This is a genomic window from Streptomyces echinatus (assembly GCF_014203595.1).
Lineage (GTDB): Bacteria > Actinomycetota > Actinomycetes > Streptomycetales > Streptomycetaceae > Streptomyces > Streptomyces echinatus.
The window spans coordinates 67,062-89,701 of the sequence record NZ_JACHJK010000007.1 but is presented as its reverse complement, the minus strand read 5'-3'; the positions used below and the strand labels follow the sequence as shown (position 1 = coordinate 89,701).

At 70.4% G+C, this 22,640-nt stretch carries 15 protein-coding genes, 1 tRNA gene and 1 pseudogene; 8 read left to right on the top strand and 9 right to left on the bottom strand.

All coding sequences use genetic code 11. The features are described from left to right. The first annotated feature begins 89 nt into the window (after positions 1-89). The 3 genes from FHS34_RS20240 to FHS34_RS20230 all read left to right on the top strand — a co-directional run bounded on the left by FHS34_RS20240 (position 90) and on the right by FHS34_RS20230 (position 6,551). Positions 90-767, top strand: coding sequence for a GAP family protein (locus FHS34_RS20240; RefSeq protein WP_184967396.1), 678 nt, complete (start codon positions 90-92; stop codon positions 765-767). Between the two features lie 200 nt (positions 768-967). Then, positions 968-4,711, top strand: coding sequence for a helicase domain-containing protein (locus FHS34_RS20235; protein ID WP_184967394.1), 3,744 nt, complete (start codon positions 968-970; stop codon positions 4,709-4,711). Between the two features lie 412 nt (positions 4,712-5,123). Beyond that, the gene (locus FHS34_RS20230; RefSeq protein WP_184967393.1) at positions 5,124-6,551 is read left to right on the top strand and encodes a helix-turn-helix domain-containing protein; all 1,428 of its coding nucleotides are present in this window, start codon (positions 5,124-5,126) and stop codon (positions 6,549-6,551) included. 17 nt (positions 6,552-6,568) lie between these two features. Here the strand turns inward: FHS34_RS20230 and FHS34_RS20225 are convergent, their stop codons facing one another. The 3 genes from FHS34_RS20225 to FHS34_RS20215 form a co-directional block, all read right to left on the bottom strand. After that, positions 6,569-6,946 (bottom strand): hypothetical protein, encoded by a 378-nt coding sequence (locus FHS34_RS20225; protein WP_184967391.1) that lies wholly within the window; start codon positions 6,944-6,946, stop codon positions 6,569-6,571. Between the two features lie 226 nt (positions 6,947-7,172). Next, on the bottom strand, positions 7,173-7,784 hold the full coding sequence (locus FHS34_RS20220; protein ID WP_184967389.1) for a DUF4232 domain-containing protein: 612 nt from the start codon (positions 7,782-7,784) through the stop codon (positions 7,173-7,175). Between the two features lie 1,868 nt (positions 7,785-9,652). Further along, positions 9,653-11,047: a beta-propeller fold lactonase family protein gene (locus FHS34_RS20215; RefSeq protein WP_221509187.1), complete on the bottom strand. Its 1,395-nt coding sequence runs from the start codon at positions 11,045-11,047 to the stop codon at positions 9,653-9,655. Between the two features lie 468 nt (positions 11,048-11,515). Between FHS34_RS20215 and FHS34_RS44425 the strand changes: the two are divergent. Beyond that, positions 11,516-12,694 (top strand): annotated as a pseudogene (locus FHS34_RS44425) (site-specific integrase). Positions 12,695-12,776: 82 nt separating this feature from the next. On the opposite strand, the gene FHS34_RS20205 reads toward FHS34_RS44425, so the two are convergent. From FHS34_RS20205 to FHS34_RS20195, 3 genes are all read right to left on the bottom strand, one after another. Further along, a tRNA-Pro gene (locus FHS34_RS20205) sits at positions 12,777-12,850 on the bottom strand. Positions 12,851-12,916: 66 nt separating this feature from the next. Next, complete coding sequence (locus tag FHS34_RS20200; protein WP_184967385.1) at positions 12,917-13,675, bottom strand: Pr6Pr family membrane protein; 759 nt, start codon at positions 13,673-13,675, stop codon at positions 12,917-12,919. A gap of 75 nt (positions 13,676-13,750) precedes the next feature. Continuing rightward, complete coding sequence (locus FHS34_RS20195) at positions 13,751-14,677, bottom strand: metallophosphoesterase (protein ID WP_184967383.1); 927 nt, start codon at positions 14,675-14,677, stop codon at positions 13,751-13,753. Between the two features lie 93 nt (positions 14,678-14,770). Between FHS34_RS20195 and FHS34_RS20190 the strand changes: the two genes are divergently transcribed. Then, the gene (locus FHS34_RS20190; RefSeq protein ID WP_184967381.1) at positions 14,771-15,238 is read left to right on the top strand and encodes a GatB/YqeY domain-containing protein; all 468 of its coding nucleotides are present in this window, start codon (positions 14,771-14,773) and stop codon (positions 15,236-15,238) included. 560 nt (positions 15,239-15,798) lie between these two features. Here FHS34_RS20190 and FHS34_RS20185 read toward each other — a convergent pair. Continuing rightward, the gene (locus FHS34_RS20185) at positions 15,799-18,144 is read right to left on the bottom strand and encodes a transglycosylase domain-containing protein (protein ID WP_184967379.1); all 2,346 of its coding nucleotides are present in this window, start codon (positions 18,142-18,144) and stop codon (positions 15,799-15,801) included. Between the two features lie 560 nt (positions 18,145-18,704). On the opposite strand from FHS34_RS20185, the gene wblA reads away from it, so the two are divergent. Beyond that, entirely contained in the window at positions 18,705-19,043 is a 339-nt protein-coding gene (gene wblA, locus FHS34_RS20180) for a transcriptional regulator WblA (protein ID WP_063777071.1), read from the top strand. 459 nt (positions 19,044-19,502) lie between these two features. On the opposite strand, the gene bagB is transcribed toward wblA, so the two are convergent. Together bagB and bagA are read right to left on the bottom strand one after the other, a co-directional pair. After that, positions 19,503-20,873 (bottom strand): ATPase BagB, encoded by a 1,371-nt coding sequence (gene bagB, locus FHS34_RS20175; protein WP_184967369.1) that lies wholly within the window; start codon positions 20,871-20,873, stop codon positions 19,503-19,505. Continuing rightward, a complete protein-coding gene (gene bagA, locus FHS34_RS20170; protein ID WP_184967367.1) occupies positions 20,870-21,847 on the bottom strand; it encodes an ATPase BagA in 978 nt (325 codons plus the stop codon). Before bagA ends, bagB begins: the two co-directional genes overlap by 4 nt. Positions 21,848-21,954: 107 nt before the next feature. Between bagA and sp36 the strand changes: the two genes are divergently transcribed. Together sp36 and FHS34_RS20160 are read left to right on the top strand one after the other, a co-directional pair. After that, positions 21,955-22,125, top strand: a complete 171-nt coding sequence (gene sp36 / locus FHS34_RS20165) for a Sp36 family protein (protein WP_184967365.1) — start codon at positions 21,955-21,957, stop codon at positions 22,123-22,125. Then, positions 22,122-22,586: a RidA family protein gene (locus tag FHS34_RS20160; protein WP_184967363.1), complete on the top strand. Its 465-nt coding sequence runs from the start codon at positions 22,122-22,124 to the stop codon at positions 22,584-22,586. The genes sp36 and FHS34_RS20160 overlap by 4 nt, the downstream gene beginning before the upstream one ends. Positions 22,587-22,640 lie beyond the last annotated feature (54 nt).

The window sequence follows — 22,640 nt, the reverse complement described above, 5'->3', positions numbered from 1 at the left end:
GGTCGGGAACACCGATGTCCGCCCGTCCTGGTTCCCTGCCCGGCCCTGCTCAACCGGATCGCCGCCCTGACTCCCCTCCGGAGGCAACCATGGGCAAAGTTCTCGGCGACGTGCTGGGCCTCGCGGCCGGCGTCGCGGTCAGCCCGCTCCCGATCATCGCGGTCATCCTCATCCTCGCCACACCCCGGGGACGTTCCAACGGACTGCTTTTCACCGTCGGCTGGATCCTCGGCCTCTCGGTCCTGGGCGCGGTGATGCTGGCGGTGGCCTCCCCCGCGGGCGCCTCCTCCCACAATCACCCGGCCACCTGGGTGGGAGCACTCAAGCTCGCACTCGGCCTGTTCCTCGTCGTCTTCGGCGCCCGGCTGTGGCACCGGCGCCCGAAGGACCCCTCGGAAGCACGGCTGCCGAAGTGGATGGGCGCGATCGACCGCCTCACGCCGGTGAAGGTCTTCGGACTCGGGCTGGCCCTGGCCGCGCTCAACGCCAAGAACGCGCCGCTGACCATCGCCGCCGGCGCCGCGATCGGCTCGGCCGGACTGCCGGCCGGCCAGCAGATCGCCTCACTGGCGGTCTTCGTCCTGGTCGCCAGCCTCGGCCTGTTGGCCCCGCTGGGCGTCTACCTCCTCGGCGGGGAGCGGGCCAAGACCACGCTCGGGAACTGGAAGGACTGGGCGGCTCAGCACAATGTCGCCGTCATGGCCGTCCTGTTCTTCGTCCTCGGACTGAAGCTGCTCGGCGACGGCATCTCCGTCCTCACCTCCTGACGGGCCTATGCACCGGCGTCCTCACCGGCGGGGGCGGGCGCGAACATCTCGCCGAGGTTGTTTCACGTGAAACCCTCCCGCCGATCCCCTTGTTGCCCGTTCGCACCGGTCCGGGCACCGTTCTCTGCTACTTCTGTACCAGGGGAGGCGCGGGCCCCGGCCCGCGACAGCGCGCACAGCGCTGCAGGAGGGGAACACACGTGGGTACGACATCACGAGCCGCGGCCATCGCCGTGGAGCAGAAGGCCGTCGACCGCGCCTACGACTGCTACGAGGCCCGACTTGCGGAACTGACCGGGCAGACGGCGGCGAAGGCCTCCGCGAGCGGCAAGGACGGCATCGCGGTCCGCAAGGGCGCGGAGGCGACGGCGGAGAGCTACGGCGGTCTCGGGGGAGAGGCCCTGGTCATCAGCCGGGTCGACGTCCAGGAGCCGGGGGACGACGAGCCGGAGACGTTCTACGTCGGCCGCCGCCAGGTGTTCGACCCCGAGAACCGGGACCAGGTGGTCGTCAACTGGACGACCCCGCTCGCCGTGCGCTGGCACAACGCACTGCCGGAAACACCCGGTGAGGTACTGCTGCGGCGGCAGTTGCGGTGCGCCGGTCGCACGGTCGAGGACTACCGCGACGAGATCACCCGGGCCCTGGCCCGAGCACCGGGGGCCGGGGGGTTACGGACCGGGGCGCCGAAGCCGAAGCCGACGTCCGAGAGCGGGACCGCCGTTCAGGAACCGCCCGCCACCGGCCCAGCCGCGCCGGAAGCCGTCCCGCACGGCCCCGGAACACCGCACGCGGCAGACGACGACCGGACAGGCGAAGGCCGGACCGGCGAGGAGCCGTTCGACGACGACCGGACCGGTGGCGACCGTACCGGCCGGGAGCGGACGGGCGAGCAGGGAGCCGTACCGCCCCGGCCCGCCCCGTCGCCCCACGACGTCGCCCGCGGGCAGCGAAGGAGGCCCCAGCCGGTCGACGACTTCCTGCTCCGGGAACTGCGCCGGTCCCGCAGCGGCCGGATGCGGGACATCGTCGAGACGATCCGGCGCGACCAGATGGCCCTGGTCACCGGCTCGCCCGCGGACATCCTGGTCATCCAGGGCGGTCCCGGAACCGGTAAGTCCGCGGTCGGCCTGCACCGCGTGACCTGGCTCGTCAACAACGACCACTTCCGCGCCCAGGACATCCTGGTCGTAGGACCGCACCAGAACTTCCTCGACTACGTGGGCCGAGTCCTGCCCACCCTCGGCACCCGCAACGTCACCGCGGTCCAGCTGCCCCTGCTGTGGGAAGGGGAGATCCGCGGCACCGACACCGTCGCCGCCCGGCTGGTGAAGTCCGACGAACGGATGGCCGCCGTCCTGCGGCGGCGAGTGGAGAGCGAGTGCCGCCCGGAAGCCCTGGACTCCCTCGTGTCCGCTCCCTCGCACGCCCAGGACGAGGCGGCCTTCGTCGTCACCGTGGGCAGCCTGGCCCTCCGGCTCCCACGCTCGGAGGTGCTCGCCCTCCTCCAGGACGCCCGCGAGGGTGCCGGGGCGTACCGGGTGCGCAGGGACCGCTTCCGTACCCTGCTCGTCGACCGGCTCCTGAGCGAGCTCGTACGGATCGCCCCGCGCCGCAGCCGGGACCGGACCGTACGCCGTGATCTGGAGCGCAACCGGCAGGTCACCGCCCTCGTCGAGCGCACCTGGCCGCAGCTGAGCCCCGAAGAGGCACTGCGCAGCCTGCTCGACTCACGCAGCAGACTCGGCGAGTGCGCCGCACCGGACTTCGACGAGGAACAGCAGGCCGCCCTGCGACGGCCGAGGGCGGACAACGCGGACGACGAACCCTGGACCCAGGACGACCTGGTCTGCCTCGAGGAACTCCGGTTCCTGCTCGCCGGTGAGACCCCGCAGCGGTACCGGCACATCGTGGTCGACGAGGCACAGGACCTGACCCCGATGCAGGCCAGGTCACTGCGCCGGCGCTGCCCGACCGGCTCCATGACGGTGCTCGGTGATCTGGCGCAGGCCACCGGTCCGCACACGTACGACGGCTGGGAGCGGCTCGGCGGACTCCTCTCGGACCACGGGGACTGGCGGGTGGCGGAGCTGAACACCAGCTACCGCGTGCCCGCGGAGATCATGGACTTCGTGGCTCCCCTGGCCCGTGCCGTGGCACCCTCTCTGCCCTATCCGACGGCTGTGCGGACGGCCGGCGAGGACGCGGTCCGGCTCGTTCCGACGACCCCCTGGGGTCTGCTGGAGGAGACCACGGACCGTACGGCCCGCCTCGTCGGCACCGACGACGGGCAGTCCCTGCGGTCGATCGCGGTCGTCGTGCCCGACGACTCCGACTGGCTCGAAGAGGTCCGCCGGCGCGTGGACCGCGTGGAGGGCATGACCGAGGAGAGGCTGCGCACGGTGTCCGTGCTCCCCGCCGCACAGGCGAAGGGCATGGAGTTCGACCACGTGCTCGTCCTGGAGCCGTCGGTCATCGCCGACCGCGGTCCGGCCGGACTGCGGCAGCTGTACGTCGCACTGACGCGGAGCACCCAGACGCTGACCGTCCTGCACACGACCCCGCTGCCCCGGGAACTGGGCACCGCCGACGAAGCCGACGACACCTCAGCGTCCTCCGCCACCCCGCCCGCGGACGCCGGCCCGGCTTCCGCGACGGGGACCGCCGGCACGCCGGACGGCAGCGGACCCCGGGGCGCCGGGGAGCTGCCGATCGGCACCCAGGTCAAGGTGCGCGTGCTCGGCCCGGGGCCGGGGGCCCACTGGAAGGTCAGGGCTCTCGCTCCGGCGACCGAGCGGACCCTGCTGCTCGTCTCCCGTCACGGGGAGCCCACGCCCAGGGCCGGCTCCCGGCTGGACGCCTGGGTGACGCGGAACGAGGGACCGGTGAGTCTCGTCGCGGCCGGCGACTTCGGGCGCAGACCCATCAGTGCCCGGATGGCACCGCGCTATCTGGGGGCACTCGACGCGCTCCGGGACATCGTCGAAGGCGGTGGCACGGTCCCGCCCGGGACCGCGGACCGTCTCTCGGAACTGAAGGGCATGGCCAACCGGTGCCTGCGCCGGGACCGGGTCGACTGGCTCAGCGTATGGCGCCTGCTGGGCGCGGCGGACCGCGACCGGCTGACCGCCCTGGCGGACCTCGCACAGCGCACACGTCTGGCGGTCACCTCGGCGGCCCCCGGCCTGCGGGCGGCCCTGGCGGCCGATCCCGCGTTCGAGCACTGGGCCGGCCCCCTGGCACAGGCCCGCGAGGAACTGTTCCGGCGGTTCGACAGCGAGCCACCCGCCGAGCCGGACACCACACCTGCTGCCCCCGCCCCCACGCCGCCGCCCGACAGCGGCCCCGCGCGACCGAACGCCCCCGAGCCCGACGGAACCCCCGGATCCGACGGAACCACGGCCGGGCACCGGACAACCCAAGAAGACCAGGAAGACCAGAAGGACACTCCCTTGACGGACCCCGCCGCGGACCTTGCCGCTCCCACGGACACCTCCGCACCAGAGCCCACCGGGCGGCCGGCCCACGGCGAGGCCCTGGCACGCGAACTCGCCCTCGGGGCGGAGGCCGACAGAGAGTGCAACACCCACGAAGCCGTGCGCTTCGAACTGAAGGCGGCCCTTCTGAGGGCCGGCTTGCGCCCCTCGGACTCTCCCGCGGCCGACGTGATCGTGGGCGGTCCGAAGGGCCTGTGCCTGTACGAAGTGCTCGGCGCGGGCCGCTCGGCCCACACCGACCTGCGCGCGGGCGCGGCACGCCTCATGGAGATCGAACACCTTGAGCCCCGTACCGTCGATCACCGGTTCCTGGTCCTGTCCGAGCCGCCGGCGCAGGACTGGGCGGTGGGTGCGCTCCGAGACGTCTTCGGGGTGGGAACCGTCTGGAGAACCGCGGACGGATGGGCCGGACCGGACGCGCGAACCGCCCTGCACCTTCCGGACTGAGCCCCGAGCGGACGGCCGCGCCGGCCGAGTGCCTTCTCCTCACTCGGCCGGCCGCTCACCGACACTGCCCTTCGACGAGCCACGGTGCGGTGCCGGAACCCCGGTCCCGCCGGCGCGCGGCCCCGTGCGGCGCCTCAACGACGGTCGGGGTGGCGGGGTTTGAACCCGCGGCCTCTTCGTCCGGTGTGTGGTGGCGCGCCGGGGCGGCGCCGGTATGGCGGCGGGTCATCAAGTCCTTATGGGACGGGGGGCTTGCTCGCGCTGAGTGAGGGGTGGTTTCAAGGAGAGGGACGACGCAACGCTGGAACCGCCCCAGCCGTATTGACGTGCAGGTACGGGGGAGTGCCTGGGATGTCGTCCCGGATCGGGACATGAGCGCGCACGGCGACGGACGGATGCGAGTACGGACCACATGGATGCAATCCACGATGACGTAGCGGAGTTCGCGCTGCTGCTGACGCGTATGAAGGAGCGCACAGACCGCAGTTACGCGGCGCTGGCCCACCGTCTGGGCGTGAACGCCTCCACGCTGCACCGCTACTGCGCCGGAGAGGCGGTCCCCCTGGACTTCACCGGGATCGAGCGGTTCGCCGCACTCTGCGGCGCCTCCGCCGAGGAACGAGTGGAGTTGCACCGCCGGTGGATCCTGGCCGTGGCGGCACGGAAACGACCACGCCGATCCGCTGCCCGACGTGCACCGGCGCCCCGCGACACCACGAGCACCGCGGCAGCGGCCGCATCCGTGAGCCACCACAGCCCAGCGGACGAGACACCCGAGCCGACCCCGCCGACCTCGCCGGCCGACCCGCGCCCGGGGCCGACCTCGTCGGCCGGCGTGCGTCCGGAGCCGGTCTCGCCGGCCGACCGGCGGCCCCGCGCCGGGCGCCCCCGACGACGGTCCGTGCGATCGATGGCACTGGCGGCCTCGCTCGCCTTCGCGCTCGCCGGCCTCGCCGCATCCGCTGCCGGACCCTCCTCCGGCGGCGGTGAGTCGTCGGCCTCCGCCCACACCACACCGGAACTCTCGGCGCCGGCCACGCCCAGCGGCAGCCCACAGTCCACTGCCGGACCCCCCTCCGGCGGCGATGAGCCGTCGGCCTCCGCCCACACCACACCGCAACCCTCGGCGCCTGCCACGCCCAGCGGCAGCCCGCAGGAGAACCGGTCGAGCGCCGGCCCGGTCCCACCGCCGGTCCCGCTCACCTGGACGGCCAACTCCCACCTCTGGCGACCCGAATGCGACCATGACTACGTCATCGCCAAGCCACCGCGGCAGGTTCCGCCGCCGCCGGCCCCGCAGGACGCCGCCGCGTGGGCCACGTCCCTGGGGGCGGTGCACGGGCGCACCACCCATCTGCGGATCTCGGTGCAGGGACGCGGCTCCGCCGCCGTCATCCTGGAGGCGCTGCATGTGCGCGTGGTCAGCCGCACCACCCCCGCCGCCGGCCGAGGCATCGCCTACTCCATGTACGAAGGCTGCGGGGCCATCCTCATCCCCCGCCATTTCTCCGTGAACCTCGACGCGCACCGACCCCTGGCCCGTTCGGTCCCCGGCAACGACCCGGACAGACCGGACCCCGCGGTCGACTTCCCCTACCAGGTGTCCCTGCGGGAACCGGAGGTCCTGCTGCTCTCCGCGCGCACCGACTCCTGCACCTGCGACTGGTACGTCGAACTCGACTGGTCCTCACAGGGCCGGACCGGCACGGTGCGCATCGACGACCACGGCCGCCCGTTCCGCACCACCACCATCGAGGGGCTACCGCACTACTGGTACCGCAACCCCTCCGGCTGGGTCCCCATGGCCACCTCCGACGACACGACCGAGCCCGGCGACTGACGAAACAACAGGCGGATTCAGCACGTGGAGCTGCTGGAGATCCTTATTCCGTTGACGCTGTAGGCGTCGGCGAACACGGTCTGGGTGTTGGGCTCCAGGCAGATCGAGCCCCCGCTCTGGAGCCGCAGGTACACCACGTCGTCGTTCCGGGTGTTCAGGACCCCGTAGTGCGGCCGAGGGGTGACCGCCTGATAGCCACTGGTGACGTCCTTGTACTTCGAGATCGGCCTGCCTGCGAGCAAGGCGTCGTTGTCCACGTAGAAGCAGACGTAGGGGTACGGGCAGCCCTGGGTGGGAGGCTCCGCGTGGGCCGCGGACGCGCCAGTCACGGACATGGTTGCGGCGGCCACGCTGACCCCCGCGAAGCTTGCGGCCTTCTGGATGACGGACTTCATCAGATCTCCAAGAATTCTGTGAACTGTTCGATTCGCTCTGCGAGCGGTGATGGACAGGGCACGGCCGGAGCATGGCCGGGGCGAACCCGTGCCGCCGCCGGCCACGGCGGCGGGCGCGTCGACCGGCCCGCCGCACCCCCGCCCATCGGCCCGGTTTCAGCCGGTGTTCAGCAGGCCGTGCGACCGTTCCGGCCGGCCGCTGGGAAGCGTTCCCGGTCGAAACCCGTCACTTCGACATGATGAAATCCAGGGCGAAGCCGGGAGCGGTCGTCCAGTAGGTGACCCGCTGGAAGTCGTTGGCGTACAACGTCTCGACGGGCATGGGGACATCGATCGGCTTGCCCGCGCTGCTGCCGGGCTTGCGCCCCTGGAGGCTGAGGGTGATGCTCCTCGCCTCGTACTCGTCCATGGGGCCGTTGACGAGCAGACCGGCATACGCCTCCTCACCCGGAGCGAGGGTGACGGGGACCCCCGGGTTCGGGTCGCTCTCCTCGATCACGCGGGCCGTGTTCTTCCCGGCACCGAGCCGCACCAGGGGGTAGCGGTAGAGGTTGCACTTCTTGTCGCCGGCGTTCTGGACGGTGAGGAGGAGGTGCCTGGCGTCCTCGCTGTCCGCGGGCTCCTTCGTGGCGGAGACCCCGAGGACCTCCTGGGAGCAGGGGGCGACGGTGCCCTTGGCACCACTGCCGCCCGAGCGGTGCGCCACCGCGTCCCCGGCCTTCCCGCCGATCGTCAGCGGCCCGGTGGCGGAGGCCTGTGCCGACAGACCGCCCCCGAGTGCCAGGACGAGACCCGCGGCCACGGCCACACGGCGGCCCGTAAGGGACTTCATGTTCATACGCATGTTCCTTCTCCGATCGGTATGAGGTCGCACGGGTCGGCGGCCCGGCACTGCGGATCAAGGTGCGTACCGGGCCGCCGCGCCACGCCACTTGGGCAGTGACGGTCAGACGCCTTTTTGAGCCTCCACGCCCCGCATCCCGGTCGCCCCAAGAGTGGGTTGTCCCAGGGGCGGGTGCACGGTGGGTGGGGTGCCGTGGGGCTGCCGGCGCGGTCGGCCGCTTCAGCCGGTGCGACATCCGTAGCATCGGATGCCGTGTGGGCTGGGGACAACGGCTGCCGCCCAACCTGCAACGGTGGAACGATCCCACCCCGGCCACCTGCAGAAACAGGGGAACCTGGGATGCCTGTCCGGGATGGGGGACGCCCTTGCGGGCGGCGCGCGGACGCCGACGTCCTCGAAGAGAACCCGTGCGCCGTCGTGCAGAGGCCGGCCTGAAGCCCGAGTGGACGCCGCGGGAGCTCCGGCAGCGCATGCCGGAGAGTGCCCGTCAGGATCACCGTCGCCCGTCCCCGCCACAGCCGGACACAACTGGCTCCTTGCCGCCACCGGCGTGGAGGTGGCGATGTCCGCCTTGAGTTGTGCCGGGGGGCGGCATCCGAACCCACGACCTCTTCGTCCCGGAGCAACCTGGGGGAGGGCTGTGCCTTGGGCTGGTCTGCCCCTCACCTGTGTCGGATGGTCCGCAGACGTTCGTGGTGGTCCACCGAGGTGCGTCGGCGTTGTCACGCAGTTAGACACTCGCTCCTTCTCCCGCTGGAGCGGTTCAGGAGAAGCACCTGCCTGCCAGTCCGCTGGTCGTCCTTGCCACTGCTAAGCGGCCTCGGACGTCCCAGTGACGGTTCAGCCTCGTGCCGGGAACCGATCAGGCACGTGTGTGTCTCGCTGCACCCCCACCGGCCTCAACAACGCCGCCGGCTCCGTAGGCCGGAGCAAGCCGCAACGGCCGGCCCGTGACGACGGTGCCTGAGCCCTTGGGAAGCTGCGATCATTTCCGGCTGGCTTGCACGCCGACCTGGGTGAACGGCCACGACGCGGTTCCGTCGGGCCGCCCCTCCGTGACCAGTGAGACAGAAGAAGCCCACGACTCTGACCGATTCAGACGTCGTGGGCTTTGTAGTTTGATCAAATACCGAACCGCGGCTTGAGCTTGTTCACGCGTTCGCCGCGGAGTCGGTGTCCACCTCGGCGAAGAACGCTTCAGCGATCCATGGTGGCCGGGCCGGACAGGAAGCGTGGTTGGAACTGCGCCGGCCGGTAGAGAACGCCCGCGCAGCCCTGGTTCATGCTGTCCGCCTCCAGACGAGCCCTCGCCTGCGTGATTCGGTCCGAACGCTCGGGCGACCTGTGGATGAGGACCCCATGTGGACGAACCCGCAGCCCTGACACTGGGGACCCTGATCAACTTCGTTTGGCCCCCGAGCACGACAGAGGGCCAATCGCGATCATGCGATTGGCCCTCTGACCAGCGTCGGGGTGGCGGGATTTGAACCCACGACCGCTTCGTCCCGAACGCGATCTGGACCCTTTGGGTCCTTTGGTTCGGGGTTACTGGCCTGCTCGTACGTCGCTGCCACAGTCCATTAGTGATCGGGACCGTCCTCGCGCGGCTTTACCGTTTGGCCCCCTGTCCGGCCCCCGGTACCGCGCCTTGCAAGCCGGGTTTTCGGTAGCCAGAGTCCGGAGAACGGGGCTATCCAGGACGGCTCTGTCGCTTCCAACCGTGGCCGCCCTGGTCGGAGTGATCGGCCTCGCACTGCCCCTCTGCCTTCACAACACAGTGGAGACCGCGCCCCCACACCGGCCTACGGGAGGCGGGAGGGGGGCCTTCAGCGTCAAGCGCGTCCTGGACCGGTCCGGGTGTCTCAGCCGGGCAGGCCTGCCGAGGCAATGGTGTTCTGCACGAGGTCGTGGACATCGTCATGGATGTCGCTCGGGGCGGGCAGTTCTGACCAGAGGTCGTCCTTGTGGTCCTTGCTCTTGCAGACGGTCGCGGTGGAGGGCTCGTAGGTGTCGTCGCCGGCGAAGGTGGCGGTGTAGCAGATCTCGTTGGGCTGCTTGCCGGGCACCTTGCAGGTGGCCTTGCCCCTGCTGTCGGTCGTGTCGGTGCAGAGCACGGTGGAGTCGGTGGTGAATTCGATCTCCTTGCCTGCCAGCGGCCGGCCTTCTGCGGTCAGCTGCGCTTTGAGGGTGACGCCGTCATCGCCCCCGGCACCCCTGGAGTTCTTCCACTTCCACTTCTTCTGCACCTTGAGGGTCAGGGTGGTCGGGATGCGCTCCGAGGCGAGGGTCCCGATCGCCACGCCCACGGGGACGTCACCGACGGGGACCGTGGCGATGACGGTGTTGGTGGCGATGTCGATCACGGACACGTTGTCGGAGCCGGCGTTGGCGACGTAGGCGCGGGTGCCGTCCGGGGTGATAGCCACCTCGTTCGGGCTGACGCCGACGGGGATGGGGCTCCCGACGACGGTGTTGGTGGCGGTGTCGATCACCCGCACATTTCCCTCGGCGTTGTCGGTGACATAGGCGCGGGTGCCGTCGGGGGTGATCGCCACACCGACGGGGGATGTGCCGGCGGGGACGGTGGCGATGACGGTGTTGGTGGCGATGTCGATGACGGACACGTCGGCCGAACCTTGGTCGGTGACGTAGGCGCGGGTGCCGTTGGGGGTGATCGCCACGCCGACGGGGTTGACACCGACGGGGACGGTGGCGATGACGGTGTTGGTGGTGGTGTCGATGACGGACACGTCGTTCGAGAGGTTGTTGACCACGTAGGCGCGGGTGCCGTCGGGGGTGATCGCCACGCTGCGGGGACCGTTGCCGACGGGGACGGTGGCGGTGACGGTGTTGGTGGTGGTGTCGATCACGGACACGTTGTCGGAGCCGAGATTGGTGACGTAGGCGCGGGTGCCGTCGGGGGTGATCGCCACGCCGCGCGGGCTGTCGCCGACGGGGACAGTGGCGATGACGGTGTTGGTGGTGGTGTCGATCACGGACACGTTGTCCGAGTTGTTGTTGGCGACGTAGGCGCGGGTGCCGTTCGGGGTGACCGCCACGTCGAAGGGGCCGTCGCCGACGGGCACGGTGGCGGTGACGGTGTTGGTGGCGGTGTCGATCACCGACACGCTGTCCGAGCCGAAGTTGGTGGCATAGGTGAAGGTGCCGGTCTGCGCGGCGGCGGGCGTGGCCATGGCGATCGGGACGGCCAGGCCGGCCAGGACCGCAAGCCCCGCCACCCAGGTCCGCACCAGCACCCACCACGGACCTGTGCTCCCGCGACTTCGGTCCCTGCTTCCCTGCTCCGATGCCCCCCGTACCGTGATTCCCGACATGCAGACCTCCTGCAATGCGCCACACCAGAGGTGCGATGGCGTGCTCCTGATGAAGGCGGTGATCGATGCCCGGCATGGACATACGGGACCGCCGCGGCGCTGATGATCGCCGCGACAGACGCTAAGTGCCGTGCTCGACTCGCGTCTTTCCGACTCCCCGTGCATGGGGCCATACGGACGAGTTGAGCAACCCCGCGCATTCTTCGCCGTTGCCCGTCATCGGACGCCACCCAGAAGCAACTTGGGTAAGGGCACTGCCTTGGCCTGGTGTGTTCCTCACCTGCACTGATGGTCCGCTGATGTCCGAAGCCGCCGCCTGTCTCACCTCCGTTCGTTCGCATCAGCCGGGCCGCGCCATCGGGCGCGGCCCGCTCGTTTGGAGAACACCACATGACCGAGACCCCGAAGGTCCGCAGGGCTGGCCATGGTGGGGACACGATCTACTGGGACGCGGCGAAGAACCGCTATGTGGGGGCCGTGTCCCTCGGGTATGTCCCGAACGGCGAGCGCCGCCGGCCGAAGGTCTACGGCAAGACCAAGACCGCGAGGTCCGCCAGAAGATCCGGGAGCTGAAGAAGGAACTGCAATCGGGCGTCAAGACGCCGGCCAACTACACCGTGGCCGACGCGGTGGACGACTGGCTGGAGCGTGGCCTGAAGGGGCGTGACGAAAAGGGCACCATCGGGAAGAACCGTTCGATGGCCAACAAGCACCTGATCCCGTTCATCGGCAAAGCCAAGCTGAAAGACCTCAGCGCGGACGACGTCGATGACTGGCTGGACGGGAGGGCCGGATTTCTGGCGACGCGCAGTCTCCGCGACCTGCTCGCCATCCTGCGCCGCTCTATCGAGCAGGCTCAGCGCAGAGACAAGGCTGCGCGGAACGTCGCCCTGCTCGTCACCGCTCCGGAAGGACGGCCAGGGGCGTCCGAGCAAAGCCCTGAACCTCAGGCAGGCAGAAGCTGTGCTCGCTGCGGCTCGTCCCTCGCGGCTGTACGCCTATTTCGTGCTCTCACTCCTCAGTGGCGTGCGCACCGAGGAGGCACGGCCCCTCACCTGGGATCACATCTTCCTGGAGACGAACGACGGCATCCCGCCTCACGTCGCCGTGTGGCGATCGGTGCGCACACACGGCGAGACCAAGACCAGGAAGAGCCGGCGGACCACCGCTCTGCCGAGGCAGGTCGTCGACGTCCTCCAGGAACACAAGCAGTGGCAGAAGCAGGAGAGGGCCCCCGAGGGATGGAGTGAAGCCCGGCCGGCCGCGTCTTTACGACGCGGTCCGGGGAGCCGCTCGACGCTGCCAACGTGCGGCGTGACTTCAAGGCCATCGTGAAGAAAGCGGGGCTGGCCCCTGAGTGGACGCCGCGCGAGCTGCGGCACAGCTTTGTCTCGCTGCTTTCTGATCACGGCATCCCGCTGGAACGCATTGCACAGCTTGGGTCACACCGGTCAGGCGATGACGGAGGCTGTCTACCGCAAGCAGCTCCGGCCGGTCATCACCGAGGGTGCGGAAGCCATGGACGTGATCATTGCCCAGCGGCGCGAGGCGACCGCCTACGAGGCTTGATCGGAAGCCTTGGGCCCCCTGTTTGGCTCCCTGAGCGCGACAGAGGCCACATACCGAATTGGTATGTGGCCTCTGACCAGCGTCGGGGTGGCGGGATTTGAACCCACGACCTCTTCGTCCCGAACGAAGCGCGCTGCCAAGCTGCGCTACACCCCGATGTCGCTGCTCGTCGCGGCGACGTCGTTTACTTTAGCCCACCGGTGGCTGTAGACGAAATCCGGTTTAGACACGGTGGCGGATCGGGGTCGGGCGGGCGTGGTCGAGGGCCACCAGGAGGACGCCCAGGGCGTACATCGCCAGGCCGAGCAGGAGGGCGTTCGCCAGGGTGCTGCGGTAGCCGTGGGCCGTCACGTCCAGGAAGGGATAGAGGTAGCGGGACGGGTCCGAGGGCGGCAGGAAGGCGGCCCGGATGAGGGTGAAGGCCAGGTAGGCCAGGGGGTAGAGGAGCCAGGCCGCGGCCTGGCGGAGGTGCAGGCGGCCCGCGGGAGTGAGGAGGAGCCAGTCCAGCACCGCGGCTGTCGGAACCAGCACGTGCAGGACCTGGAGGGCCGTCCACTGAGCGTGCCAGCGCTCCGGGACCGCCGTCGCGCCGGTCATGGAGAACGGGGGCGTCGTATGGGCCAGGAGCAGGTGGTAGACCAGCGCCCCGACCACGGCGTAGAGCAGCGCGGCTCCTGTCAGGGCGGACGGGAGCGGGCGGCGGGCCCGCCACGCCCTCGCGGCCGACAGCAGCATGACCAAGGTCAGCAGGATGTTGGCCTGGACACTGAAGTAGCTCAGGATGCGGGCGGGCGGGCCCAGCAGGAGTTCCAGTGCGACGCCGCCGGCCGCCGCCACGGCGGTCAGCAGGCGGAACACGGCGATCGCGGGGCGGCGGATCGGGGCCACCACGGCGGAGGCCGGGACCGGCGCGGGCAGCAGTATCGGTGGGCCCGGGACCGCGGGCAGGTCCGGTATGTCCCGGGGTATCGGGGCGGTCATGCCCTCACGCTAGGAGCGGGCGGAGGGCGGGGCCATGTGGGTTGGGCCGGGCGGGTGAGGGGGAGTCCCCCGCCCCTACTCCCTGCCCACCAGCGTCAGCAGCGTCGCCTCCGGCGGGCAGGCGAAGCGCACCGGGGTGTAGCGGTTCGTGCCGCAGCCCGCCGAGACGTGCAGGTACGACGTACGGCCCTCGGCCGTGTGCGTGGACAGGCCCTTCACGCGGTCCGCGTCCAGGTCGCAGTTGGTGACCAGGGCGCCGTAGAAGGGGATGCACAGTTGGCCGCCGTGGGTGTGACCGGCCAGGATCAGCGGGTAGTCGTCCGCGGTGAAGGAGTCGAGGACGCGCAGGTAGGGAGCGTGGACCACGCCCATGGAGAAGTCGTACGTCCCCGACGGGCCGCCGGACACCCGGGCGTAGCGGTCGCGCTTGATGTGGGGGTCGTCCAGGCCGGTCAGCTCGATGGAGACGCCCTCGATCTTGAGGACCTCGCGCGTGTTGGTCAGGTTCAGCCAGCCCGCCGCGTCGAAGCCGTCCCGCAGGTCCTCCCACCGGTTGTGGATCACGCCGACCGCCGGCGCGTTGCCGTTCAGGCCGTGGCGTCCGCTCGCCTTCTCCAGCAGGTAGCGGGCGGGGTTCCGGAACTTCGGGCCGTAGTAGTCGTTGGAGCCGAACACATACGCGCCCGGGAACTCCATCAGCGGGCCCAGGGCGTCCAGGACGTCGGGGATGGCCTCGGGGTCCGACAGGTTGTCGCCGGTGTTGATCACGAAGTCGGGGCGCAGCCCGGCCAGCGTCTGCAGCCAGCGCTGCTTCTTGCGCTGGCCGCTCACCATGTGGATGTCGGAGACCTGCAGCACGCGCAGCGGGCCCATACCCGGGGGCAGGACGGGGACGGTGACCCGTCGGAGGCGGAAGGAACGGGCTTCGAAGCCCGCCGCGTACACCAGGCCGGCGGCACCGGCCGCCATGATCCCGAGGGGAACTCCGTATCGCGCGTGCATGTGCCCATGGTGTCAGACCGGTTGGTCGGAGCGAGAACGGCCGCCGGTTAAATGGGCGGCCCGGGCGGTCGTGCACCTGCGACAATCGTGGCCATGACCACCACGCTCAAGTCGAAGCTGCAGGACGACCTCAACGCCGCGATCAAGGGGCGCGACGAGCTGCGCTCCTCGACGCTCCGGCTGACCCTCACCGCGATCACCAAGGAGGAGGTCGCGGGCAAGGAGAAGCGGGAGCTCTCCGACGACGAGGTCCTCAAGGTGATCACCCGCGAGGCGAAGAAGCGCCGCGAGGCGGCCGAGGCCTTCGCACAGGGTGGCCGCGCCGAGCAGGCCGAGCGGGAGAAGGCCGAGGGTGAGGTGCTCGCCGACTACCTGCCGAAGCAGCTGTCCGACGAGGAGCTGAACGCGATCGTCGCCCAGGCCGTGCAGGAGGCGAAGGCGGCCGGTGCCGAGGGGCCGCGGGCCATGGGCGCCGTCATGAAGATCGTGAACCCGAAGGTGGCCGGCCAGGCCGAGGGTGGCCGCGTCGCCGCCGTCGTGAAGAAGCTGCTCCAGGGCTGAGAAAGCCGGGCCTCAAGGGCAGCCGGGCTGGAGCCGGAAGCTGCCGGTCCGGAGCCGGGCTGCCGGTCCGGAGCAGCGAAGCCGGCCCGGAGCCGGCCGACGGCGACGGGCTCCGGGCACGCCGTCCGGCGCGCCCGTGAATGCCGGTCCCGGAGCCGGAAAGGCCGGCCCGGAGCCGGAGGACCGGGCTTCACGGGCGCCGAGTGAGCGGCCGGGCCGGAGCCGAGGACCAGGTGTCAGGGGCGCTGAGCGAGCCGCGCCTCGGAGGCTGAGGAATCCACTCGAATGGCTGAGCTGCCGTCGCCCGTCGCCAGCAGCCCGTCGTGCTTCCCGCCGCCCGCCGCCCGCCGCCGGCTGCCCGTCGCCCGTCGTGCTTCCGGCCGCCCGCCGCCCGCCGCCCGCCGCCGGCTGCCCGTCGTGCTTCCCGCCGCCCGGTGTCCGTTCGGCCCTCCACGGCAGCCTTCCCGGGCCGTCTCCACGACCACGGGGCCGCACCTCTCTCGGAGGTGCGGCCCCGCTGTCGTACCGCGGCCGGTGCCGGGAACGTCCCGTCGGCGACGCTAGTGGCGGCCGCCGTTGCCGTGTCCGTTGGCCCCGCCGTTGCTCTGGCCCTGGATGAAGTTCCCGGGGACGGAGAAGGTCGGCGTCGGGAACGCGCCGCCGATACCGCCGGTCGTGTCACCCGTGGCTCCGCCGTTGGCCGGACCCCCGTCCGTCGGACCGCCGATCAGTCCCCCGATCAACTGTCCCGTCGTGTCCCCGTTGTTCCCGTTGTGCCCGTGGTGATCGCCCCGGTCGCCCCGTCCCTGGTCGTCCTCGTCGTCGGTGTCGTCGGGGATGTCGATCAGATGGAAGTCCGGAGCGGGCCTGCCCTCCAGCGCGCCGCTCATCATGTCGCGCCAGATCGGGCCCGGCACCTTGCCGCCGTAGACCTTGTCGTACGGGACACCGCCGATGGTGATGCCGGTCATCTTCCGCTTGTGCTGCGGGTCGCCGACCCAGACCGCACCGGCCATGTTCGGGGTGTAGCCGACGAACCAGGCCGCGTAGCGCTCGTCCGTCGTACCCGTCTTGCCCGCGCTCGCGCGGCTGTCGAGACCGGCCTCCTGGCCCGTGCCGTCCTCGACCACGCCCTTGAGGAGGGTGCTGACCGTGTCCGCCGTGTTCTCCGACATCGCCCGCGAGCAGGTCGACCTCGGCACCGCCAGGGACTTCTGCTCGCTGCCGACCTTCTTGGTGACCGACTCGATGCCGACCGGCGTGCAGTACATGCCGCGCGAGGCGAAGGCGGCGTACGCGCTCGCCATCGTCAGCGGGGACATCTCCTGGGTGCCGAGCGCGATGGAGGGCGCCTGCCGGATCTGACGGCCGTCCGCGCGCTGCACGCCCATCTTCTTGGCCATGTCGACGACCGGGCAGATGCCGATGTCGCTGATCAGCTGCACGTAGTAGGTGTTGACCGACTTGGCGGTCGCCTCCTTCATGCCGTACGGGCCGCGCTCCTCCTCGTTCTCGTTGGTCAGCTTGGTGGGCTTGCGCGGGTCGTCGCGCCACACCTTGCCGTCACACGCGGAGACCGGGCTCGGGTACGTCATCTCGTACGGCGACGAGTACTCCTGCGTGGGCTGCTTCCCGCCCTCGATGGCCGCCGCGGCGACGATCGGCTTGAACGTGGAACCGGGCTGGTACCCGACGCCGCCGCCCATGTCGTGGTTGACGGACAGGTTGATCGTCGTCTCGTCGTTCCGGATGTTGACGCCGTACGGCCGGGACTGGCCCATGGCGAGGATCTTGCCGGTGCCGGGCTCGACGATGGTCGCGGCGGTCGCCACCGCGTCGCTCTTGTAGACGTGGTCCTTGATGGACTCCTGCGCGGACTCCTGGGCCTGCGGGTCGAGCGTCGTACGGATCGTCAGGCCGCCCTGGTTCCAGAGCTTGGCCCGCTTCTCCTTGGTCTTGCCGAAGACCGGGTCGGTGAGGACGACCTGGCGGACGTAGTCACAGAAGAAGCCGGCGCCCTTCACCGCGGTGATGCAGCCGTTCTTGGGGCGGCTGGTGTGCAGGCCGAGCGGCTTCTCCTTGGCCTGGTCGGCCTCGTTCTGGGAGATGTCGCCGAGCTCCGCCATGCGCTGCAGGACGATGTTGCGCCGCTTGGTGGCCTCCGCCTCGTCGTTGACCGGGTCGTAGCGGCTCGGGGACTGCACGATGCCGGCCAGCAGCGCCGATTCCTGCAGGTTCAGGTCCTTGGCGTGCTTGGAGAAGTAGCGCTGCGCGGCGGCCTCGACACCGTAGGCCTGCTCGCCGAAGAAGGTGATGTTCAGGTAGTTCTCGAGGATCTTCTTCTTGCCGAGCTTGTCCTCGATCTGGATCGCGTACTTCAGCTCGCGGATCTTGCGGCCCAGGGTCTGCTGGGTGGCCTCGGCGACCTTGGTCGGGTCGTCGCCGGCCTCCTCGATGAAGTAGTTCTTCACGAGCTGCTGGGTGAGCGTGGAGGCGCCCTGGGCGACCCCGCCCTCCTGAGCGTTCTTGTTCAGGGCGCGCAGCACGCCCTTGAGGTCGACCGCGCCGTGCTTGTAGAAGCGCGAGTCCTCGATCGCGACGATCGCCTTCTGCACGTACGGCGAGATCTCCTTGAGGTCGACCACCGTACGGTCGCGGGAGTAGACGGTCGCGATCTGGTCGCCCTTGTCGTCCAGGATCGTGGTGCGCTGGCTCAGCTGCGGACTCTTCAGGTTGGCCGGAATCTCGTCGAATCCCTTGACCGAGCCCTTGGCCGCGAGGCCCAGCGCGCCGGCCGCGGGCAGCGCGATGCCCGCCATCACTGCTCCGGCGAGCACACTGACACCGAGGAACTTCGCGGCCTGCTGCATGGGCGACAGACCACCGCCCGAGCGCTTCTTTGGCATGGGGGCAGCCTAATCCGTAGTGTTGAGCCTTCCGAAGGAGCGACCGCTTCTCGGGATGTTCCGGGTGCCGGATCGTGATGTAACGCCGGGGATTCCGCCCGGGCGCGCCGGTCCGCGTCACGGCACGGCAAAGCGGGACGCCTACGTTCCCATTCGCCGGACACGCGCACAGGCCTTGGCCTAAGCTGCTCTCAACTGTCACAGCAGTGCGGTCATGTATCCATACGTCCGGCGACCCCGAAGCATTCCGGACGTAGCCCGGAATTTCCGGGGAGCGCGCCCGCTTCCCGAGGGTGATGAGTCCGAATCCGCCGCGTGTGTCACCTGGCGCCCGGTGTGACGTACCACGAGTGCCCCGGTTTGCCGGGATGGTCACTCATGTCGTCGGCTCACTCCCGCGGGTGATCTGCCGCTTACCCATAGTCCGTTCGGGCCATTCAAGATTGGGCCCGAAGGGGGTGTTGCGCTGTCCCCACCTTCCGTAACGTCCTCAACTGGCGGCGGTGAATATGCCGCTGCCGCCGTGGGGGAGCCTCGATTCGGGAGAGGACGGCGCCGGTATGGGCTGGGTAACCGACTGGAGTGCGCAGGCTGCCTGCCGCACTACCGATCCGGATGAACTGTTCGTTCAGGGAGCAGCGCAGAACAGGGCCAAGGCGGTGTGCACCGGATGCCCGGTACGCACCGAATGCCTGGCGGACGCGCTGGACAACCGCGTCGAGTTCGGCGTGTGGGGAGGCATGACGGAGCGGGAGCGCCGCGCACTGCTGCGTCGGCGGCCCACCGTGACCTCCTGGCGCAGACTGCTGGAAACCGCCCGCTCGGAGTACGAGCGGGGCACCGGGATCGTGCCTCTCGACAACGACGAGGTGTACGAGAACTACGCGGCCGTGAGCTGAGGGCGACACCCTTCGGCACGCTCCGGCACATTCCAGGGGCACAACGCTCCGGACCGGTCTGCCTCGTGGCGGCCGTCCGTTCTCACCGCGTCCGTGTCCGCGTGTGCCGCCCAGCGGTGATCATGGTGACCGCCGCGGCCGCCGCGCATGTGCCTGCGTGCGGCTGACCGCGAGCCGCGTCCGGCCACGACCGCCGCGCATGCCGTACGTGCGCCGAGGTGAGCCGTGCGGATACGGCAGGCGTTCGGCGGTGATACGGCAGGAGTGCGCCGGGACACGGCCGTCGTGCCGGCCTGCGGGTGCCTTGCGGTCCTGCAGGTGACCAGGTGACCAGGTGGCCGGGTTGCGCCGTTCGAGTGCCGATGTGCGCCGTGCGCGCCCCTGCTGGGGTCCGCGGAGCCCGTGTGCGCGATGAGCCGGCCGTGCCGAGCTGTTGCTGAGCTGTCCGTGCGGTGTGTCTTATATGTGCTCCGGGTGTTCTGGGTGCTCCGGCCGTTCGGCCGCCAGCCGGTGACCGATGTCACGCAGGCCCACTAGGTCGTGGACGTCGCCGGGCAGCGCGGGTACTTCGACCACCGCCACCTCGGGGTGGCGGGCGGTGAAGCGGTCGCGCGTGCGCCGCTCGCGCGAGAGCAGCCGCATGCGCTCGGCGTGCAGCCTCAGCAGGCCCGCGGTGAGCCGGTCGACGGAGCGCTCCGTGTCGGCGGGGGAGCCTTCCTCGGGAGCAGCGGCTGCGGTCTCGGATGCGGGAGGTCGTGAACTGCCGTACGTGTCGGGAGAGTTACGAAGTCCAGCTTTCCCGTCCGCCTGATCCACAATGCGGGCGTCCTCAAGATTTTCCGCGGCGGCGAGCGCCCGCTCGGCCGACAGCCGGCCGGCGCCGCTGTCGTGGACCCGGTTCAGCACCAGACCCACCAGCGGCATGTCCTCCGCGGCCAGCCGCTCCACGAAGTACGCGGCCTCGCGCAGCGCGTCCCGCTCCGGGGCCGCCACCACCAGGAAGGCCGTGCCGGGCGCCTGGAGCAGCTTGTAGGTGGCGTCCGCGCGCGTGCGGAAGCCCCCGAAGGTGGTGTCCATCGCGGCCACGAACGTCTGCACGTCCTTCAGCAGCTGACCGCCCAGCAGCTTGCCGAGCGTGCCGGTCATCATCGACATGCCGACGTTGAGGAACGCCATCCCCGCGCGACCGCCGAGTTTCGCCGGCGCGGTCAGCAGGCGGATGAGCCGGCCGTCCAGGAAGGAACCGAGCCGCTTGGGCGCGTCGAGGAAGTCCAGCGCCGAGCGGGACGGAGGGGTGTCGACGACGATCAGGTCCCACTCGTCCTTCGCCCGCAGTTGCCCCAGCTTCTCCATCGCCATGTACTCCTGCGTGCCGGCGAAGCCCGCGGAGAGCGACTGGTAGAAGGGGTTCGACAGGATCGCGGCCGCCCGGTCCGGGTCCGCGTGCGCCTCCACGACCTCGTCGAAGGTGCGCTTCATGTCGAGCATCATGGCGTGCAGCTCGCCGTCGCCCTCGGTGCCCTTCACCTTGCGTGGCACGTTGTCGAGGGAGTCGATGGCCATGGACTGGGCCAGCCGCTTGGCCGGGTCGATGGTCAGGACGACCACCTTGCGGCCCCGCTCGGCGGCCCGGAGCCCGAGGGCCGCCGCGGTCGTCGTCTTGCCGACCCCGCCCGACCCGCAGCACACCACGATCCGGGTCTTCGGGTCGTCCAGCAGCGGATCGATGTCGAGCACGCGCGCGGGGGACAGGCGCCGGGCCGCCTCCTGCGCCCCGGCCGTCCCGCGCCCCTCGGGGGCCTCGCGCGCCTCCGCCCGGTCCGGACTCATGACAACCCCTGCTTCCGCAGCTCGGTGGCGAGTTCGTACAGGCCCGCGAGGTCCATGCCCTCGGCGAGCAGCGGCAGTTCGTGCTGTGGCAGGTCCAGTGCGCCGAGGACCGCGCGCTGCTCCTGTTCCAGCGCGTGCCGCTCGGCGTACTCCGCGGCCTGCTCCAGCAGCGGGTCCACCAGTTTCTCGGCGTTCCCGCCGCGCCGGGCCCCGCCCAGCCCGGCCGTCGAGAGCGCCTGTGCCACTGAGGAACGCTCCACGGTCCGTACGAGTTCCACGTCGGCCGCGTCCAACACCTCGGGCCGGACCATGTTCACGATGACGCGGCCCACCGGCAGCCGTGCCGCGCGGAGTTCGGCGATGCCGTCGGCGGTCTCCTGGACCGGCATCTCCTCCAGCAGCGTCACCAGATGCACCGCCGTCTCCGGCGACTTCAGCACCCGCATGACGGCCTGTGCCTGATTGTGTATCGGGCCGATCTTCGCGAGGCCCGCCACCTCGTCGTTGACGTTCAGGAAGCGGGTGATGCGGCCGGTCGGCGGGGCGTCCATGACGACGTAGTCGTACGCGAACCGCCCCGACCGGTCCTTGCGGCGCACGGCCTCGCACGCCTTGCCGGTCAGGAGGACGTCTCTGAGGCCGGGCGCGACGGTGGTGGCGAAGTCGATCGCGCCGAGCTTCTTCAGGGCCCGGCCCGCGCCACCGAGCTTGTAGAACATCTGGAGATAGTCCAGAAGGGCCAGTTCGGGATCGATGGCGAGGGCGTACACCTCGCCACCTCCCGGTGCGACCGCGATCTTGCGCTCCTCGTACGGAAGCGCCTCCGTCTCGAAGAGTTGTGCGATGCCTTGCCGGCCCTCGACCTCCACGAGAAGCGTCCGCTTCCCCTCGGTCGCGAGGGCCAGCGCGAGTGCGGCGGCGACCGTGGTCTTTCCGGTCCCGCCCTTGCCGCTGACGACCTGGAGCCTGCTCACGTCTTCGAGACTAACCAGTCCGGCCGACACTCACGCGGGAGGCTGTGGATAACGGGGGCCGTGGTGGGCCGCGGGACCCCTGGGCCACAGCGGCTACAGTCGCCCCCATGACCAAGAAGTGGGAATACCAGACCGTGCCGCTGCTCATCCACGCCACCAAGCAGATCCTGGACAGCTGGGGCGATCAGGGTTACGAGCTCGTGCAGGTCGTGCCGGGTCCGAACCCGGAGTCGCTCGTGGCCTACCTCAAGCGCGAGAAGCAGGAGAAGCCGGCGTGAGCGCGGTCGAGACCAAGCTGGCCGCACTGGGCCTGACCCTGCCGGCCGTCGTACCGCCGCTGGCCGCCTACCAGCCCGCAGTGCAGTCCGGCGTGTACGTCTACACCGCCGGCCAGCTGCCGATGGTGGAGGGCAAGCTGCCGGTCACCGGCAAGGTGGGCGCCGAGGTCACGCCCGAGGAGGCCAAGGACCTGGCCCGCACCTGCGCGCTGAACGCGCTCGCCGCGGTGAAGTCCGTCGTCGGTGACCTGGACCGTATCGCGCGCGTGGTGAAGGTCGTCGGCTTCGTCGCCTCGGCGTCCGACTTCACCGGCCAGCCCGGTGTCGTGAACGGCGCCAGCGAGCTGCTCGGCGAGGTCCTCGGCGACAAGGGCGTGCACGCGCGCAGCGCGGTCGGCGTCGCGGTGCTGCCGCTGGACGCGCCGGTCGAGGTCGAGATCCAGGTGGAGCTCGCCCAGTAGTCCACCGCGGCCCCGCGGGCCCCGGGCCCCTCTCGAACATTCGCCCTATACGGG